This is a genomic window from Vibrio sp. Hal054 (assembly GCF_037162405.1).
Taxonomy (GTDB): domain Bacteria; phylum Pseudomonadota; class Gammaproteobacteria; order Enterobacterales; family Vibrionaceae; genus Vibrio; species Vibrio diazotrophicus.
Genome location: NZ_JARLUT010000001.1, coordinates 2,063,498 through 2,078,933, shown reverse-complemented (window position 1 = coordinate 2,078,933; position 15,436 = coordinate 2,063,498). Strand labels below are relative to the sequence as shown.

Genomic DNA, 15,436 nt, shown 5'->3' with positions numbered 1-15,436 from the left:
AATTTTCGCCAGCCAAAATATCGTAATGAATCACGGTGTCGTCATTGAATTGAGAGAAATCGAAATGAATACTTTCAGCGTTTGTTTCAGACTGTTTTGATATTTTTTCCCTTTCACAACATAGATACAACCAATAATTCCCTTCCGAATATCCTTAGACCATTTATATAATTTGCCATCACAATCTTTGGCTTCAATTATGGTGTTTACATCCAACGGCTTGTTGTAATACTCCTTTCCTGCTTTATTCATGCGTAAATTCGCAAAACCCACCGTATCAAATGCGTTAGTAAGTTCAACCTCCATATCTGATAAGGTCGTAATGCAGTTTTTTTCTGGCTCTCTTGGCTTATAAGGCACCCTTAATTCGTAACGCGTTTCATCTTCTGAAAAATTGTGCTCAAACCTAAGGCTCTGGTTATAAATCCCTTTCCTCACCTCACCACTACCTGAATTCCATGACCAGCCCGAGCAGGATTCCCCACGGCCAAAATAGTTAACTCGAACACTAATACTCGCATCAGCGAGTTTCTTCCCTGCAATAATCATGTAAGGCTCACCATTTGCACCCCAGGTTTTCTCTGATGGTGGGCTAAAATAGTAAACTAACAACCCACCCACAATTGCAATCAGTGCAAAAGGTGTTATCCGTTTGAGTGTTCTCATTGTATTTGCTTCCGAAGTACCATTTTATTTTCCTGCTTGTGGATCTAATGGCTCACTACGATAATTTTCGCCAGCCAAAATATCGTAATGAATCACGGTGTCGTCATTGAATTGAGAAAAATCGAAATAAACACTTTCAGCATTTGTTTCAGACTGTTTTGATATTTCATTGTCATTGACAACGTAGATACAACCAATAATCCCTTTCCAAATATCTTTAGACCATTGATATAACCTCCCATTACAATCTTTTGCTTCAACTATTGAAGTTAAAGCAATTGGTTTATTTTCATAATCATCACCCGACTGATAAATACGTAACTGAGCAAATCCAAACTTATCAAATTCGTTATATGCTTCAATTGTTATATCTCGTAATTCAATAATACAATTCTGGCTATCTATATAGGCTTGGTAAGGTATTCTCAACTCATAACGATTCGACTCATCAGCGTAATTCTGCGTAAAACGCTCTGTTCTTTTACCTCCTCGGTAAGCTTTACGTCCAAACATATCGTAAGAGTATGCTTGGCAGTCATCACCTGTTACCCAGTAGTTCGCCCACGCCTTTATATTTGCATCGATCGGTTTTATACCGGCGATACGAATAGAGCTTTTAGGTGGGGCGGTATAGTCGTAACTTACTATCCAATAGGCGCAGCTAATTAACACAGCAATACCAAAAAAACGCCATACCTTCAGGTTATCATTCAATACTCTCTGATTATCATTCCATTCTTTCATTGAATTTATTCCCACCGCAACATATTACTTACCCGTTTGTGGGTCTAATGGCTCACTGCGATAATTCTCGCCAAATAAAATATCGTAATGAATAACGGTATCATCATTAAATTGAGAGAAATCGAAATAAACTTGATAAGAATTAAATACAACAAGGTCTGTTTTATTATTTAAAATCGTATCGTTCACATAAAAGCTACATGCTAAACCAGATGACCACTCTCCTAAATCTTCGTAATATCTAGCCCGACAATCTTTGGCTTCAATTTTTGAGCTAAACCTAAGCGGCTTATCACTCTTATTTACAGGTGAGTAAATTCGTAAATCAGCAAAACCAACGGTGTCAAAAGTATTTATAGCACCTATATCAATTTGCCATAATTTCATATCGCATCCTGATGAAAGGTAGTTTTGATAGGGCACTCTCAACTCGTAGCGGTCTGGTGTCTTTGAAAAATCGTGTTTAATTTTAAATACGCCTTTCCCGCCTTGCCGTTTCTTACCATCAGAAGCACTCCAGAAAATAGAGCGACAGTTCTCACCACCACCATAAAAAGTGGCGTGTGCAATGACTTGAGCATCAGCGGGCTTGAGCCCTTGAATACGAATAAAATGGTCATCGATTGAGCTACCTATAGGCGGCTTATTTTTGCTATACCTTTGCATTAATGGAGTAAGGATAAATATCACAATGAGGAAAAAAGCAATCACACTCCCAATAGCAGCCAGTAACAAATTAAATAGTGATTTCATTGTGATTTTTCCACCAAGATACTTTTATTTTCCGGTAATAAGGTCTAATGGATCACTACGATAATTTTCGCCAGCCAAAATATCGTAGTGAATCACGGTATCGTCATTAAATTGAGAGAAATCGAAATAAACCTGTCCGGCATTATATTCTGGTTTTTCAGATATTTTCTGCCCATCAAAATAGAAATAACAACCCAAGCCTCCTGACCATGTATTATCTTTCCATTGATGTATAAAAGAATTGCAGTCCCTTGCTTCTACTTTGGAATTTAAATTAACAGATTTGTTGTAATACTCTGTTCCAGCTTGATAGATACGTAGCTGAGCAAAACCAACCGTATCAAATTCGTTATACGCTTCAACGGATATATCGCGTAATTCAACAATACAATGCTGGCTATCTATATAGGTTTGGTAAGGTATTCTCAACTCATAACGATTCGACTCATCAGCGTAATTCTGCGTAAAACGTTCTGTTCTTTTACCTCCTCGGTAAGCTTTACGGCCAAACATATCATAAGAGTATGCTTGGCAGTCATCACCTGTTACCCAGTAATTCGCCCACGCCTTTATATTTGCATCGATCGGTTTCATACCGGCGATACGAATAGAGCTTTTAGGTGGGGCGGTATAGTCGTAACTTACTATCCAGTATGCGCAGCTAATTAACACAGCGATACCAACAAACCGCCATATTCTAAGGTTGCCACTCCACACTTTCTGATTATCGTTCCAATCTTTCATTTAATTTGCTACACCACGCACTTTTTATTTTCCTGTTTGTGGATCTAATGACTCACTACGATAATTTTCGCCAGCCAAAATATTGTAGTGAATCACGGTATCGTCATTAAATTGAGAGAAATCGAAATAAACCTGTCCGGCATTATATTCTGGTTTTTCAGATATTTTCTGCCCATCAAAATAGAAATAACAACCCAAGCCTCCTGACCATGTATTATCTTTCCATTGATGTATAAAAGAATTGCACTGTCTTGCTTCAATTATAGCGTCAAAGCTAAGAGCTTTATTCCACTCATTGGCTGGCTTGTAAATTCGTAAATCGGCAAACCCGACAGTATCAAAGGCATTTCGAGCACCGATAGTTATTTGCCATAATTGCATATCACATCCTGATGATAGGTAGTTGTGATAAGGAATTCTCAGTTCGTAGCGATCTGCCGTTGTTGAAAAATCATGTTTAATTTTAAATACGCCTTTCCCGCCTTGCCGTTTCTTACCATCAGAAGCACTCCAGAAAATAGAGCGACAGTTCTCACCACCACCATAAAAAGTGGCGTGTGCAATGACTTGAGCATCAGCGGGCTTGAGCCCTTGAATACGAATAAAATGGTCATCGATTGAGCTACCTATAGGCGGCTTATTTTCGCTATACCATTGCATTAATGGAGTAAGGATAAATATCACAATGAGGAAAAAAGCAATCACACTCCCAATAGCAGCCAGTAACAAATTAAATAGTAATTTCATTGTGATTTTTCCCATCAAGATACTTTTATTTTCCGGTAGTAGGATCTAATGGCTCACTACGATAATTTTCGCCGGCCAAAATATCGTAGTGAATTACGGTATCGTCATTAAATTGCGCGAAATCGAAGTAAACTTGGTGAGCATTAAATTCTTGTTCTTTAGATTCTTGAATACCATCAATAAAAAAATAACAACCAAAACCATTTGTCCATCTTTTATATTTTATTGAAAAATAAGGCTCGCAATCTTTAGCTTCAATTTTTATATTAATATTGACAGGATTGTTGTAATATTTCACACCGGATGTATTAATGCGTAAGTTAGCAAACCCTGCAGTATCAATAGCATTAGTTAATTTAACTTCCATATTAGATAACTGAGTCATGCAGTTTCTCTCCGGCTCTCTCGGTTGATAAGGCACCCTTAATTCATAACGCGTTTCATCGTCTGAAAAATTGTGCTCAAACTTAAAGCTCTGGTTATAAATCCCTTTCCTCACCTCACCACTGCCTGAATTCCATGACCAGCCCGAGCAGGATTCCCCACGGCCAAAATAGTTCACTCGAACACTAATACTCGCATCAGTAGGTTTCTTCCCAGCAATAACCATGTAAGGCTCACCATTTGCACCCCAGATTTTCTCTGATGGCGGGCTAAAGTAGTAAACTAACATCCCACCCACAATTGCAATCAGTGCAAAAGGTGTTCTCATGGTACTTGCTTCCGAAGTACCATTTTATTTTCCTGCTTGTGGATCTAATGGCTCACTACGATAATTTTCGCCAGCCAAAATATCGTAATGAATCACGGTGTCGTCATTGAATTGAGAGAAATCGAAATAAACCTGTCCGGCATTATATTCTGGTTTTTCAGATATTTTCTGCCCATCAAAATAGAAATAACAACCCAAGCCACCAAACCATATTTTGTTAACGACACCTTGTTTTATATATGCATCACAGTCTTTTGCTTCAATTTTCACATTAACATCCAGAGCTTTGTTGTAATAATCTTCTCCTGCTTTATTAATGCGTATATTCGAAAATCCCACTGTATCAAAGGCGTTAGTGAGTTCAACCTCCATATCTGATAAGGTCGTAATGCAGTTTTTTTCTGGCTCTCTGGGCTTATAAGGCACCCTTAATTCGTAACGCGTTTCATCTTCTGAAAAATTGTGCTCAAACTTAAAGCTCTGGTTATAAATCCCTTTCCTCACCTCACCACTGCCCGCATTCCATGACCAACCCGAGCAGGATTCCCCACGGCCAAAATAGTTCACTCGAACACTAATACTCGCATCAGCAGGTTTCTTCCCAGCAATAACCATGTAAGGCTCACCATTTGCACCCCAGATTTTCTCTGATGGTGGGCTAAAATAATAAACTAACATCCCACCCACAATTGCTATCAGTGCAAAAGGTGTTCTCATTGTACTTGCATCCGAAGCACCATGTTATTTTCCCGTTTGTGGATCTAATGGATCACTACGATAATTTTCGCCCGCTAAAATATCATAGTGAATTACGGTGTCGTCATTGAATTGCGAGAAATCGAAATGAACACGCTCAGCATTATATTCCGGTTTTTTTGATATGACCTTATCGTCAAAATAGAAGTAACACCCCACAGCTCCTGCCCAAACTGTCCTTAAACTTCTATATACTTCACTATTACAATCTTTAGCTTCAATTTTTGAATTTACATCAATCGGTTTATTATCATAGTCATTTCCTGCCTGATAGACGCGTAACTGAGCAAATCCAACGGTATCAAATTCGTTATACGCTTCAACGGTTATATCGCGTAATTCAATAATACAATTCTGGCTATCTATATAGGTTTGGTAAGGTATTCTCAAATCATAGCGATTCAGTTTATTAGCGTAATTCTGCGTAAAATTCTCTGTTCTTTTCCCTCCTTGGTAAGCTTTACGACCAAACATATCGTAAGAGTATGCTTGGCAGTCGTCACCTGTTACCCAGTAATTCGCCCATGCTTTTATATTTGCATCGATCGGTTTCATACCGGCGATACGAATAGAGCTTTTAGGTGGGGCGGTATAGTCGTAACTTACTATCCAGTATGCGTAGCTGATTAACACTAGAATACCAACAAGCCTCCATATTTTCAGGTTACTACTCCATACGTGCTGGTTATCGTTCCAATCTTTCATTTAATTTTCTACCACGAACTTTTTTATTTTCCCGTTTGTGGGTCTAATGGCTCACTACGATAATTTTCGCCAGCCAAAATATCGTAATGAATCACGGTGTCGTCATTGAATTGAGAGAAATCGAAATAAACACTTTCAGCATTTGTTTCAGACTGTTTTGATATTTCGTTGTCATTGATAACGTAGATACAACCAATAATTCCTTTCCAAATATCCTTAGACCATTTATATAATTTTCCATCACAATCTTTGGCTTCAATTATGGTGTTTACATCCAACGGCTTGTTGTAATACTCCTTTCCTGCTTTATTAATGCGTAAATTCGCAAAACCCACCGTATCAAATGCGTTAGTAAGTTCAACCTCCATATCTGATAAGGTCGTAATGCAGTTTTTTTCTGGCTCTCTGGGCTTATAAGGCACCCTTAATTCGTAACGCGTTTCATCTTCTGAAAAATTGTGCTCAAACTTAAAGCTCTGGTTATAAATCCCTTTCCTCACCTCACCACTGCCCGCATTCCATGACCAACCCGAGCAGGATTCCCCACGGCCAAAATAGTTCACTCGAACACTAATACTCGCATCAGCAGGTTTCTTCCCAGCAATAACCATGTAAGGCTCACCATTTGCACCCCAGATTTTCTCTGATGGTGGGCTAAAATAATAAACTAACATCCCACCCACAATTGCTATCAGTGCAAAAGGTGTTATCCGTTTGAGTGTTCTCATTGTATTTGCTCTCTCACTAATTCGATTTTTGCAGTTTGATCACCAAATAACAAAGTCTCACTGGGTAATAGTTTCGGCGTTTGTATTAGAGCTTCAAGCTCCTTTCTTACCCGCTGTACATTTAAGGTGATTTTTTCGGTTAACTTTTTCTCTTGGCGTATTGCAAACAATGCCTGTGAACGAGAATTCTCTCTCTGAATATGAGCCGCAGGATCTTTTCTAGTAATGTACTGCATCGCTAAGGCATTCAATTCATCTTTTTCCAGTTCGCTATGAACCTCGATTAACAATTGCTCAGTATTAAGTACAGTTTGTAAGGCTGTTTGATAATTTAGTGTCGATTTATCTTCTAGCAACAAGGCTAATTGCTGTTTGAAATTAGGGATATACTCACCTAAGGCATGGTCTGCCCCCGATTCTTTAATCGTGGTCTTATATCCGTTGATATCTATATGGTCATGACTCAGCGTCTCTGCCAAAAGGTAGGCATCATTAGACTTGTTTGAAGCCAATGTTAAGCTTGATATGTGTGTTTGTCGGTGTGTGAGCAACACTTGTTTCACCGCCTCAGGATAGTGTTTGGCCTGACTAAAAGTTAATAGCTGAATCAAACTACCATGATGCTGGTAGTTGTCATCATCACTGTCTACCACTCTCTCTTTGAGCGAGTCCCAAAGATATAGGATTGCAAACGTTGAAGCGAATGTACTAGGTGTTGAGACCTTAGATGACTGAGACAACGCCGTTTCAAATGACGATTGTCCGCTTTTTTCATCGGGGTTGGTGTTCATCCATCTCATCGGCACCTGAGGTACTACATCGTGATTATTCACATGACGGTAATGCACTATTGAATGATAGCGCTGCACAAAACTATATGTCCCCGCTCGCGGCATACCATAGGTGTATAAACGCAAAGTAGAAGGTGAATAAGTATCATAAAGTAAAGTGCTGAGTAACAAGGCTCCTGCACCACCTAAACTATGACCACAGACATAAATTATTTTATTTTTATGCAAATCTAGCTTGTCTCGAACAGCGCTACGAAATGCCATCGCATACTTATAAAAACCACGATGCACATACGCTCCGCCAAACTCCGGTGGAGATTCCTGAGACGCATCAATGTCGGTCATCACATCCTGATAGCCCGGAGATCCCACAGCTGCGATCACACCGTCTACCACTTCAGTGATTTTCATAACGGGGAACGCTTTATTCATTACTGTAGGCGTTACCTTTAAATCCCCAATCTGAAACACATCATCGTTAGTGAAGTAGGTCTCCGTCCCCCTTACACCAATAATGGCTATCTTATCATTGCTGAAAATGTACCCTTCTGATCCAATCGTATCATCATGATAAAACTCTCCTTTTAGAGCTTGAGAGTATGGCACTTCATCAAGTAGCCAGGTCACCTCTCTATCTGCCGCATGACTTGGGCGCTGTCGAGATTGCAACGTCTTTAAAAGATTCGTATGACCGCCTTGTGGATACGTCTTATTTCTGGAGTCGCCAAAATCATTGTTACCGTAAGCCTGCTGAGACAACAGAGCAAAGGTGTAACTATTCACCAGACTGAACTCGTCTGTGTCAACTATCATGGGCATATAGCTGCGTAGAGCTGTGATCTCAAGTACCGATGAGCGGTTATGGCTCGTTCGAAACCCCTTAGATTCGTCCCGATAGTTTTTCTTCGAGGGACCATGATTTTCAACAAGGAAACTGTCTTTCGGTGGGTTCTCCCAGAGATCGCCTACCGTTACGTGATAATAAGCTTTGGGATTTCCGCAACAATCCTTCTGTTCCTTAGCCCACGTTTGCACAGGGGAATCTTCATTATCCTTACGGCTGGCGTACTGCTCTACTTTGGATAACAGAGTGTCGGTATCAACATTAACTACCCATTCCGCCGCCACAATGTTTTCAAACCGCACTCTTCCTTGTGGCGCGCTTTTTTCAGTGTCTGGCCACTAGAAGGGTTGGTAATTCTCACCGTCAATCCAGTAATTGGTTCGTTTCTTTCGCTGCGAAGCTCCACCTCTAACCAATTCACTTCTGGATTACAGAGTAGGCAGTGGTTAAACATTTCAGTAGGCATTACGCATATCCTTGAATTTGGTTAAACGTCTTTCTCAGAGCGAAAAGTAGCTCTTCATCTTTTAAGGAGTCGATGATGTGTTGAACTTCGGGGTGCTGTATGACGGCGTTGCTGAAAAGCGTCTTTAGAGCCGCTGTAACAACTTTTTCAGTTAGTGGCGTAGGTTTGCTAGTTGTATAAAAATGGTTGCTAAACACGTCAGAAAAACTTGCTGGGCTGTCTTCTAGCAGCTTAATCATTAAGTTTGGTTGATACTGCCAAAGCCAACTTTCAACGTTGTGAGCAAGTAGGGGAACGTTCGGATTATTATCTAAGTGATGTTCTTTGATGCGCCACCATGGAGTGTTCTTCTCTTGCTGTAGAGTCAAAGCATTAGATATATATCCATGCCAACATTCATTAGAACGCAGTAAGACGGAGTTCTCTGACAATAAAGTATCCCGTTCATCTGGATGGAGCTTGAGTAGCAGAGAGAACAAATATTCTGGACGATAAAAGGGTAAAAAGACCAATTCTCCCAGCAGTATTGCTTGATACAGACTTGCGAAGTGACGGCGGAAAGTCTGAACTGGCTGATCTGTAGAGAGCAAAATACCGCAGTGAGAATGTGTATTTTGCTCCCACCAAAGTAAGAAATGTTCATTAGTTGGCAGCAGCCAAGGTCCATCTTCTGGATTGGTTAATTGTTCTAGTGTTAGTAAAGGAGCAGCGTCTAATCCATCACAGTCATAAAAGGCGTTGAGCGGGCATTCTTCAGAATATGGATCGACTATAGCGTAAATGGTTCTATGCTCTTGCTGTTTTATCCATTGATGGAAATGAAGTGTTTCTTCCATCTTATGCTTCCTTCTTACATGGTTTTGCTAAACCGCCTGTCTTACTAATTTGAGTTGGTGTAAATACTGGTAGGGTTGCAACTTCAGGATCTGGCACAGGTTCAACATTGTTAGGCAGTGTCGCTATTGCTTCTCTAAACCCACTTCCGTTGCCAGCACTACCGCCGGAATTTAAATTAATCGCAGGACCAACAACACTTACTCCGGAAGCGTCTATTTTTATAAAGCTTCCAGCTGCTTTTAGTGTGATTCCTGCTCCTGCTTCAATAACGACTTTGGCTCCACTCTTGAAATGTATTTCATTGCCAGTGCTCACGGCGTAGAGGTTATTGACCTTATGATGATGGCTGCCTTCAATTATTTGCGTCGAATCCTGCGAGATTTTTATCCTGCCTTCACCATCAATAGTGGTGTGTTGATTGTTTTTTATTTGGATAAATTGGTTGTTATTTACCGTTAAGTGCTTGTCGTGTTTTATGTGGGTTGAATGATCATTGAGAACATCGGCTTCATAATCTTTTTGAGCATGCAGATAGATTTTTTCCTCGTTGGCTTGGTCTTCAAAACTGAGCTCGTTGAATCCTGTCCCTTTATGGGTTTCAGTGCGGATAACGGTTTTGGTTTTGTTCTCCGGCAGCAAGTAGGGTGGAGTGTTTGTTGCGTGATAGGTACGCCCTGTCACGATAGGTTGGTCAGGGTCGCCATTTAAGAATGAGACAATCACTTCATGGCCTATGCGTGGAACCGCTATAACACCGTATTGGCTTCCAGCCCAGCTTTGCGATACTCGAACCCAACAAGAACTGTGTTCGTCTCCTTTCGAGTATCTGTCCCATGGAAAGTGAAGTTTTACACGTCCGTGTTCATCACAAAAAATCTCTTCGCCCTCAGGCCCGACGACGGTGGCAATACAGGGGCCGTCCACTTGAGGTTTCGCCATTGGCGTAGCTTGCCAGTGTATGTGTGCAGGAATCAACTTGAGTTGGTTTGAGTAGGTGGTCGCGCCATGTCCACCGGCTTCTTCTAGTGCTTGCGGCTGGGTTGCGGAATGTTGAGCATAAACGACCAGCCAATCGCGATTATTGGTGTCGTCCAGATGTTCTTCTAAATCAAATTTATATCCCGCTTGAAGTGCTGGCTCGTTGCTTTTCGCAATTGCTGTCTTCGCTTCTCTGCGCAAAAAGCCTAATCGAGCTTGGCTGTAAGCTTTACCGTTTTCGTTGTCTTTGAATCGTCCTGGAAAATCAAAGTGTTCGTATGTTTCTAATTGGTAATCCAATTCAGTGCCAGCGCTAGTTTGGCGGAAAAGATAATCGGGCTTTTTGAAGCTATAGTCAGAAAGCTGAATCTCAGAAACATCGGATTGAGTGCTCTTGATGAGAGAAAAAACGAAGGTAGAATCCGCCGTTCCGCCAGAGGCAGCATTGTAAGGAATTGGCGTATTGAGCTTTGGTTGAGTATTGCTGTCATCGTTAAAACATAACGTGTGTTTACCATTCTTATGGGCGAAGTGGTAAACGATGCCTTCTTCTGCTGCGAGTCTTTGCACGAAAGCCAAGTCACTTTCACGGTATTGAACACAAAACTCACGCTTCTTTTTGGGCTGTTTCAAGGTAAAGACAACATCACTGATGCCCATTTCATTCAATAACAGGGTGATGATTTCAGGAACGGTTTTTAACTGAAAAATCCTGCAATTTTGGCGCAGCGACAAACGCTCTAATGAGGGAACTAAAGTGACGGAATAGTAAGAATGCGAGTGCCCAGTGTCACCTTGGCTGAAACTTCGAACGATGCCGTTGACCTGCTGAACCTCCTCTCCGTTTCTGTACACCTTCAAATGCGCATTTCGGTCGACGATATTGTTAGCCATGAGGTTTGCCTGACGGCTTGCTAAATCAATGTAGTAGCGAAATCCATAGCAAGTATCACCGTTGTCTAAAAGGGTGTCGGATAGAGATTCATAGCCTTTGTATTCGCGTACAACAAACGTGTCTTCAGGTAGTCCATCAACCGTTAACGTGAAATTAAGCTTTGTCATTTATCCCTCTGAACAACGTTTATCGCATATGAGTAGAGGGAGTAGGCAAGTGAAGTGCCAATTATAAAGTGGCTATATTTCAGTGACTTAATGATTTGTTATCAAGTGGTGGGCAAGTTTTTACTAGTCAGCGAGCAATAAGTGACACACGGTGCAAATTGTTACCCGCCTGTTTGGAGGGGAGGAGAGAAAACACTCCTCTTCCCAAGAACTTAGAAAGAGGAGCGAGTGTTTAACTAGACTTTGAAATATTCCAGTTCATTCGTTTGAGCTTCAGCTAACTGTGCAAGTTCTGTTGAAGCTTGCAGAGTTTGATGGATAGCGGAAACATTTCGGTTCACCAAATCAAATGTGTTGGTGATGGACTGAGAAATTTCTTCGGTTACCGCAAACTGTTGTTGGGATGCGGTGGCAACCAAAGTGTTGATATCAGAAATCGACTGTGAAGCCGCTGCGATTTCTTCAAATGCTGCTTTGATTTGATCTGCCAGAGCGACAGAGTCCTCGATTAAATCAACGTTTTCCATCATGTTCTTGTTGGCTTTTTCAGACTGCCCACGCAATCTTTCAATTATCTTCTGAATGCTGACCGTTGATTCTTGAGTACGAGTAGCAAGAACCCTGACTTCATCAGCGACAACTGAGAAGCCGCGACCTTGTTCACCAGCACGTGCAGCTTCAATTGCCGCATTTAGGGCGAGCAAGTTAGTCTGTTCAGAGATGTTATTGATAACTTCAGTAACACTGCCGATTTCCAAAACCAACTGGCTGAGCTCACTGACAATGCTTGCTGTGTTGGTCACCGATTGGCTGATCTTATCGGTCAATACGATGTTTTGTTCGAGCGTTTGTTTACCGTTTATTACGCTGTCTTGAGTTTTTCTCGCTTCGTCTTCTGCCATGACGGCTTTGTTGCTCACTTCTTGAGACGTAGAAGACAGCTCGTTGATCGCAGTCGATACCTGCTCCATTTGTTGCAATTCATCTTGAGCGTTGTTTTGTGTTTCATTCATCACAACGTTCAGTTCTTGCGCCGCTGAGGAGACATTTTCTGAAATGCTCAACGAGTTTTTGATCAATGTGGACAACTGAGCCGATAGGTTGATAAGAGAGAGGTAAATACCCGTTTCTTTACCAGTTTTAGTAAAGTTGTGTGAAAGGTTACCCTTGGCCATCTCTTCCATTAGCGCTGCGATTTCATCAGGAGCTCCACCGACGGGTCTTAACACTAACTTATTGATGATCATCATCAATACACCGCTGGCCAAAATAATACAGATTAATCCGGTTATTGCAGCGTAAATAAGCTGGTCGTTGGCCCCTTGTTCAATTTCACTGTTCGGTGTGAAGGTAACAAAGTTCCAGCCGCTTATTTCAAGGTGCGTCCAGAAAGCAGTAAAATCAACATCCTTTCCTCTCACTACTGCGGTGTAGCCTAGCTCAGGATTTGATTCACTGAATTCTTTATATCGTGGACGCTCATCAAAGATATTTTTACCAATAAGCTCAGGGTAAGGAGAGTGTAAAATTGAACCATCGTGAGCATAAAGGAACATGTCTTTTTTATCTGCAAAAGCACCTAAAACGGCACTTGCTTTGACGTTTGCTGTGATTGCGGTTTCGCTATTGAGTTTATAAGTAACCGCAATAACTAGGTGGCCCGTCACGACAGATTTAAACGGTTCAGAGACGTAGAACTCTTTGCCTTGGTTAAACACGGCATTGTAGTAAGAGCGGTTCATCTCTTTAGCGTTGAAAGGCAGTTTTTCACCATCAGAACTGAATAAGCTGCCATCACTGGTCAAAATTGACACGGATTCACTGACATCTTGTTGAACTCGCTGCAAGGTTTTTAGCTGGCGGATTACATGAGAGGCTAAGCTGCCTCCTTCTGTATCACCTTCAAACGTACTAAGCGCTGCAAGCTCACTGCGGTAACTTTCAAACTTGGCATTGAGTGTGGCTTCAATTGTTGCGTTGTGTTCCCGCAATAATTCTTTATGTTGATCAATACTTTCATTTCTAAAAGCTCGGTAATCTAACGCTGCTATTAGTATCACAATAGCGGCAATGAGCAGACTCAATGTGCCGATAGTCTGTAGTTTGAATCTATTCATGATTCCCTCATTTGGCAATTTGCAATCTTTAAATATATACATTACGTATGGATAATCTATTTGTGCCGACTATATATTTTTTGTCATTAATTCGGTAGGCAAAATTTATAGAGTTTTCCTAAAACATATTTTGGGTCAATTTCAGATCTAACCTTATATGAAATAAGGGGCTTATACAGTGTGTATATTGAACTCAAATAGAAATCAGCAAGATTGGAAAAAGCCAACGAGTGATAATAATTTTTTAATAATGTGATTCTAGAAGCGCACGATAAACATGCTCGTAACCAATACTTGTGGCAACGAAAATCAATAGTGCGGACATCAGAAAATTGAAGGTTTTGAAATAGATTGGGTTCTCAATCCGTTTCCCCATGACCATTCCAGCCAAGGAATAACTGCCCGGTGCGCCAAAGGCGAGAAGGGCTAAGCATGTAGACCAAACGACGATCGCACTGCCACTAATACCCGCGGCAGGAAATTGAATGGTTGAAATTGGCATAGTTGCAACCAGTGCTTTAGGGTTAAGCAGTTGCATAAATAACCCGTTATTAAAACTTAATATAGATACGTTTGCTTTATTGTCCGAGATATTGATATTTGCACGAAACACTTTCCACGCAATATAAACAATGTAAATACAACCAATTAGACTGATGTATGGTAATAAGGAAGGATTAATAAATTTAAGGCCAAGGAAACCGAGAAATATAAACAGAATCAACATGGCACATCCCACGCCGGCGAAAAAGCCAATATGTTCACGAGTTTTACCATTTAATCCACTGTGTAGACCTAATAGGTTAATTGGGCCAGGGGTGTACATTACACCAATGGCATAAGCGAGAATTTCTAACATTGAAAGCTCCAAATGTATGGAATTAAGAACAGAGTTGTAGCTGGTATTGTTTAGGCGTCATACCAAACGTTCTTTTAAAATGACGATTGAGATGACTGTTATCGGCAAAGCCTGATAGTTGTGCGACATGGCTGGAAGGTAAGCCTGTCTCTAAATATTTACGCGCAGCATTAATTCGGCAGTTCAGCACGTATTGATGAGGGGTAATACCGAACTGACGATGAAATAAGCGAATAAAATGATATTTCGACATAGCAGCGGCTTGAGCGACGTCATCGATGGAAATATCTTGGTCAATATGATCGATGATGAAATCTTTTGCTCTGGTTAACAGGCTATCTTTTTTCGACAGAGGTGTATGGAAATCATGATTGAGTTTTCCAGCTTTGCGTACTAAAGAATGCGCGATATGAAATAGCCCGCTTTCAAACTCGATAGTCGAGTGGTTTGAATCACTGACGAGTTGGTGCATTGCCAGAATTTGGTGTCTTAGCACGGGGTCATTGAGTAACGGACGGTCGACTCTTAATGTCGCCTCTTTTCCGTAACCTAACGCTTGAAAAAGCGGCTTCAATTCATTGGGATGAATATAGAGCATGACATATTCAAGGCTTTCACTAACACCGGAATGACCGTCGTGCACATCTTCTGGATTGAAAAGCAGTACTCCGCCTGCTGGGCTTTTATGGAAAGCGTTTTGGCAGAAAAAATCTTGGCGACCTTTCAGAGTAACGCCAAGGGAATACTCCTCATGCGCATGTTTGGCATAAGAAAAATCGCTCATCGTTGCTTCTAGTGCGGTGACTAGCTGCTTTTGACTACTGCTGAACTGAAAGCGATTTTCTTGTTTGGCACTCAAAACGATTCCCTTAACGTGTGATTCCTATAGTTCCCAGTATAGTTACTCGCTGAATCGAAAACTTGAAC

15 protein-coding genes are annotated in these 15,436 nt (G+C 41.0%); all 15 read right to left on the bottom strand.

Annotated features, from left to right (window positions below; all coding sequences use genetic code 11):
- Window positions 1–30: 30 nt before the first annotated feature.
- Window positions 31–666, bottom strand: coding sequence for a hypothetical protein (locus P4S58_RS09585; protein WP_337163779.1), 636 nt, complete (start codon window positions 664–666; stop codon window positions 31–33).
- A gap of 24 nt (window positions 667–690) precedes the next feature.
- Window positions 691–1,410, bottom strand: a complete 720-nt coding sequence (locus P4S58_RS09580; protein ID WP_337163778.1) for a hypothetical protein — start codon at window positions 1,408–1,410, stop codon at window positions 691–693.
- Window positions 1,411–1,434: 24 nt separating this feature from the next.
- Complete coding sequence (locus P4S58_RS09575) at window positions 1,435–2,163, bottom strand: hypothetical protein (protein WP_337163776.1); 729 nt, start codon at window positions 2,161–2,163, stop codon at window positions 1,435–1,437.
- 24 nt (window positions 2,164–2,187) lie between these two features.
- Window positions 2,188–2,907: a hypothetical protein gene (locus P4S58_RS09570; RefSeq protein ID WP_337163774.1), complete on the bottom strand. Its 720-nt coding sequence runs from the start codon at window positions 2,905–2,907 to the stop codon at window positions 2,188–2,190.
- A gap of 24 nt (window positions 2,908–2,931) precedes the next feature.
- Complete coding sequence (locus tag P4S58_RS09565; protein ID WP_337163772.1) at window positions 2,932–3,654, bottom strand: hypothetical protein; 723 nt, start codon at window positions 3,652–3,654, stop codon at window positions 2,932–2,934.
- A gap of 25 nt (window positions 3,655–3,679) precedes the next feature.
- The gene (locus tag P4S58_RS09560) at window positions 3,680–4,366 is read right to left on the bottom strand and encodes a hypothetical protein (RefSeq protein WP_337163770.1); all 687 of its coding nucleotides are present in this window, start codon (window positions 4,364–4,366) and stop codon (window positions 3,680–3,682) included.
- A gap of 24 nt (window positions 4,367–4,390) precedes the next feature.
- Window positions 4,391–5,083, bottom strand: a complete 693-nt coding sequence (locus P4S58_RS09555) for a hypothetical protein (RefSeq protein ID WP_269349054.1) — start codon at window positions 5,081–5,083, stop codon at window positions 4,391–4,393.
- Between the two features lie 24 nt (window positions 5,084–5,107).
- Entirely contained in the window at window positions 5,108–5,827 is a 720-nt protein-coding gene (locus P4S58_RS09550) for a hypothetical protein (RefSeq protein WP_337163769.1), read from the bottom strand.
- Window positions 5,828–5,850: 23 nt separating this feature from the next.
- Window positions 5,851–6,555, bottom strand: coding sequence for a hypothetical protein (locus P4S58_RS09545; RefSeq protein WP_337163768.1), 705 nt, complete (start codon window positions 6,553–6,555; stop codon window positions 5,851–5,853).
- Window positions 6,552–8,492, bottom strand: coding sequence for a lipase family protein (locus P4S58_RS09540; RefSeq protein WP_337163766.1), 1,941 nt, complete (start codon window positions 8,490–8,492; stop codon window positions 6,552–6,554). The genes P4S58_RS09545 and P4S58_RS09540 overlap by 4 nt, the downstream gene beginning before the upstream one ends.
- Window positions 8,493–8,655: 163 nt before the next feature.
- Entirely contained in the window at window positions 8,656–9,492 is an 837-nt protein-coding gene (locus tag P4S58_RS09535; RefSeq protein ID WP_337163764.1) for a DUF4123 domain-containing protein, read from the bottom strand.
- A 1-nt stretch (window position 9,493) separates the two neighbouring features.
- Window positions 9,494–11,533 (bottom strand): type VI secretion system tip protein TssI/VgrG, encoded by a 2,040-nt coding sequence (tssI, locus tag P4S58_RS09530; RefSeq protein WP_337163763.1) that lies wholly within the window; start codon window positions 11,531–11,533, stop codon window positions 9,494–9,496.
- 236 nt (window positions 11,534–11,769) lie between these two features.
- Window positions 11,770–13,650, bottom strand: a complete 1,881-nt coding sequence (locus P4S58_RS09525; protein WP_337163762.1) for a methyl-accepting chemotaxis protein — start codon at window positions 13,648–13,650, stop codon at window positions 11,770–11,772.
- A 244-nt stretch (window positions 13,651–13,894) separates the two neighbouring features.
- Entirely contained in the window at window positions 13,895–14,509 is a 615-nt protein-coding gene (locus P4S58_RS09520) for a LysE family translocator (RefSeq protein ID WP_042481672.1), read from the bottom strand.
- A 22-nt stretch (window positions 14,510–14,531) separates the two neighbouring features.
- Window positions 14,532–15,368 carry an AraC family transcriptional regulator gene (locus tag P4S58_RS09515; protein WP_258005483.1) on the bottom strand — a complete coding sequence of 279 codons (837 nt, stop codon included), beginning with the start codon at window positions 15,366–15,368 and terminating at the stop codon, window positions 14,532–14,534.
- Between the last annotated feature and the right edge of the window lie 68 nt (window positions 15,369–15,436).

Bases quoted from the DNA above. Each gene is read 5' to 3' on its own strand.
- P4S58_RS09585 (WP_337163779.1), bottom strand. From the start codon at position 666: ATGAGAACACTCAAACGGATAACACCTTTTGCACTGATTGCAATTGTG.
- P4S58_RS09580 (WP_337163778.1), bottom strand. From the start codon at position 1,410: ATGAAAGAATGGAATGATAATCAGAGAGTATTGAATGATAACCTGAAG.
- P4S58_RS09575 (WP_337163776.1), bottom strand. From the start codon at position 2,163: ATGAAATCACTATTTAATTTGTTACTGGCTGCTATTGGGAGTGTGATT.
- P4S58_RS09570 (WP_337163774.1), bottom strand. From the start codon at position 2,907: ATGAAAGATTGGAACGATAATCAGAAAGTGTGGAGTGGCAACCTTAGA.
- P4S58_RS09565 (WP_337163772.1), bottom strand. From the start codon at position 3,654: ATGAAATTACTATTTAATTTGTTACTGGCTGCTATTGGGAGTGTGATT.
- P4S58_RS09560 (WP_337163770.1), bottom strand. From the start codon at position 4,366: ATGAGAACACCTTTTGCACTGATTGCAATTGTGGGTGGGATGTTAGTT.
- P4S58_RS09555 (WP_269349054.1), bottom strand. From the start codon at position 5,083: ATGAGAACACCTTTTGCACTGATAGCAATTGTGGGTGGGATGTTAGTT.
- P4S58_RS09550 (WP_337163769.1), bottom strand. From the start codon at position 5,827: ATGAAAGATTGGAACGATAACCAGCACGTATGGAGTAGTAACCTGAAA.
- P4S58_RS09545 (WP_337163768.1), bottom strand. From the start codon at position 6,555: ATGAGAACACTCAAACGGATAACACCTTTTGCACTGATAGCAATTGTG.
- P4S58_RS09535 (WP_337163764.1), bottom strand. From the start codon at position 9,492: ATGGAAGAAACACTTCATTTCCATCAATGGATAAAACAGCAAGAGCAT.
- tssI (WP_337163763.1), bottom strand. From the start codon at position 11,533: ATGACAAAGCTTAATTTCACGTTAACGGTTGATGGACTACCTGAAGAC.
- P4S58_RS09525 (WP_337163762.1), bottom strand. From the start codon at position 13,650: ATGAATAGATTCAAACTACAGACTATCGGCACATTGAGTCTGCTCATT.
- P4S58_RS09520 (WP_042481672.1), bottom strand. From the start codon at position 14,509: ATGTTAGAAATTCTCGCTTATGCCATTGGTGTAATGTACACCCCTGGC.